The organism is Arsenophonus sp. ENCA (assembly GCF_002287155.1).
In the GTDB taxonomy this organism is placed as follows: domain Bacteria; phylum Pseudomonadota; class Gammaproteobacteria; order Enterobacterales; family Enterobacteriaceae; genus Arsenophonus; species Arsenophonus nilaparvatae.
The window spans coordinates 1-2,151 of the sequence record NZ_NHNG01000236.1 but is presented as its reverse complement, the minus strand read 5'-3'; the positions used below and the strand labels follow the sequence as shown (position 1 = coordinate 2,151).

The window sequence follows — 2,151 nt, the reverse complement described above, 5'->3', positions numbered from 1 at the left end:
AACCCATGCAGATGCAATCTTAGATCGGCTGGTTCATGGCAGCATCAAATTAGAGCTAAAAGGAGAATCAATGCGAAAAATACAAACGCTATTGACTGATGGAGATCAGTGAAGTTAATTTAAAAAAATGGTTCTGTGATAATGACACAAAGCGATCTCCATCGATGTTAATAAGTGATCTTCTTCATGGTAATACGCAAAGTGCGAAAAATTGGTGGCATTGCCTATAAGTTTGTTTCACCCGGACGACGGGGTGTGCCTGACCGATTAGTTGCACTGCGCAATGGCAACATTATTTTTGTGGAGTGCAAAGCACCGGGCGAAAAACCCACCCCCTACCAATTGCGCGAACACGCACGGCTTTTTGCCCTGGGCCATCAGGTTATCGTACTGGACAGTCAGGATCTAAGCAGTATCCTAACCGTTGCGGGCTGAGAACTTTAAAAGCAATTTATCTTCTTGATTTCCCTTATTTAAGCCCCTGCGGGTTACAGAACACTTTTCACACTATCAATTTCATTATTGACGAAAGAAGAAATCATGCGCTATAGTTTATTTGCATCTGCAAAATCAGATGTTGGGTTTGAGACCCCGCTTGGAGTTAACCGCGACATATACACGCCGCGAGCGTGTTTTTTAATGTCGTAATCTAGCTACATTTCAATGGTGGGCTGGATGGGGCAGCTGAAAAGCTGGCCGGCTGGTTAACTCCGGTAGTCTCAACCCTGTTCAGTTCACCGCCAATATGAGTTTGAGACCTCTTTGGTGGTGGTAAATTCAAGTTAACCATTGGAGGTCATATTATGACTACCGCACAAGCTATCTCGTTTTCTTTCCAAGAAACACATGATGTACGCATAAAGATAATAAATTCTGAGCCGTGGTTCTGCCTTAAAGATGTATGTGAAATTTTATCCATTATTGTTGCAAGCCCTGAACGTTTTCAAATGGATAATAAAGGGGTTACAAAACATGTAACCCTTACAAAAGGTGGAAAGCAACTACTCACATTCGTCAATGAACCTAACCTTTATCGTGTGATTTTCCGTAGCAATAAGCCCGAAGCAAAACAATTTCAGGATTGGGTGTTTAATGAAGTCCTTCCATCAATCCGCAAAACTGGTAAATATGATCGCCATCAACCACAACCCCAAACTAAAGCAACAGAGCGTTTTACACATTTAGTCTGGTGTATGACAAATGGCTTCCGTTTTGAGCGTTCATGGAGTAATGCGGTGTGGCTAGCGTTGCGCGAAGTAACTGGCACACCCTCACCGGAGCGTTTTCAGGTAGAGCATATCCCATTAATGGCTGACGAATGCAGACGGATTTACTATATCACCGAAGCACTACGCCAGATTATCAATGACGCTGAAAAGCAGGTTATCAAACGACTTTTACGTAAACGTGAGAATATCGATACCGTGTTAGCGGAAATAAAACAGCTTTTTGAGCACTTCCACCATCAACAAATCGGGATAATCACCGCACGCACCGATCACTGGTATGAAGGTGAATTGACCCACTTCTTAGAACGTCATTAATCAATCTTAACGCCCCTTTTACAGGGGCAATCTTTCATCAATTTAATTATTGAGGAATACCTTTATGTCAAATTTAATCAACATCGAAACAAAAAACATTAACGGTACATTAATCCAAACGGTAAATGCTCGTGATTTACATGCGTTTTTGGAAATTGGAAAAGATTTCACTACGTGGATAAAAGACAGGATTAAACAATATGGCTTTGTTAAAAACCAAGACTACGTAATTGTAGAAAATTTGAGCTCCCCAAAATCGGGGAGCGCGAATTCTAGGCAACAAGCGCTTAAAGAATACGCAATTTCCCTCGATATGGCGAAAGAGCTATCAATGGTTGAGCGCAACGAAAAAGGCAAACAGGCAAGACAGTATTTTACACGAGTTTCGCACAAAACTAATTTGGGTACGCTAATAAAACACGGATGTGCTCAGCAATAGCATTTTTGATTACGTCCCAATTTTGTTGATAAAGGGTTATTTTTTCAGATATACGACGTTTATGTTGTTCAAACCACGCAGAAATAGCGAGAAAAATATGATTTCTTTGCGCTCGGCTCGTGCGAGCCTGACAGCGTTCAATACCACAATTTTGTTTAACTTCTCGAT

The 2,151-nt window shown here is 41.4% G+C and carries 4 protein-coding genes and 1 pseudogene; 4 read left to right on the top strand and 1 reads right to left on the bottom strand.

The annotated features are described in order from the left end of the window. From CBG25_RS06130 to CBG25_RS06115, 4 genes are all read left to right on the top strand, one after another. On the top strand, nt 1–112 hold a 112-nt coding region (locus CBG25_RS06130; RefSeq protein WP_290603782.1), incomplete at its 5' end, for an ATP-binding protein. A 74-nt stretch (nt 113–186) separates the two neighbouring features. Then, entirely contained in the window at nt 187–435 is a 249-nt protein-coding gene (locus tag CBG25_RS06125) for a VRR-NUC domain-containing protein (RefSeq protein WP_290605329.1), read from the top strand. Between the two features lie 368 nt (nt 436–803). Continuing rightward, on the top strand, nt 804–1,544 hold the full coding sequence (locus CBG25_RS06120) for a BRO family protein (RefSeq protein ID WP_290605327.1): 741 nt from the start codon (nt 804–806) through the stop codon (nt 1,542–1,544). Nucleotides 1,545–1,608: 64 nt separating this feature from the next. After that, nucleotides 1,609–1,983 carry an antA/AntB antirepressor family protein gene (locus tag CBG25_RS06115; protein ID WP_366212732.1) on the top strand — a complete coding sequence of 125 codons (375 nt, stop codon included), beginning with the start codon at nt 1,609–1,611 and terminating at the stop codon, nt 1,981–1,983. Here the strand turns inward: CBG25_RS06115 and CBG25_RS06110 are convergent. After that, nucleotides 1,940–2,151, bottom strand: a pseudogene (locus CBG25_RS06110) (hypothetical protein); the annotation flags it as partial. The gene CBG25_RS06115 and the pseudogene CBG25_RS06110 sit on opposite strands and share 44 nt — an antisense overlap.

Bases quoted from the DNA above. Each gene is read 5' to 3' on its own strand.
- CBG25_RS06125 (WP_290605329.1), top strand. From the start codon at position 187: ATGGTAATACGCAAAGTGCGAAAAATTGGTGGCATTGCCTATAAGTTT.
- CBG25_RS06120 (WP_290605327.1), top strand. From the start codon at position 804: ATGACTACCGCACAAGCTATCTCGTTTTCTTTCCAAGAAACACATGAT.
- CBG25_RS06115 (WP_366212732.1), top strand. From the start codon at position 1,609: ATGTCAAATTTAATCAACATCGAAACAAAAAACATTAACGGTACATTA.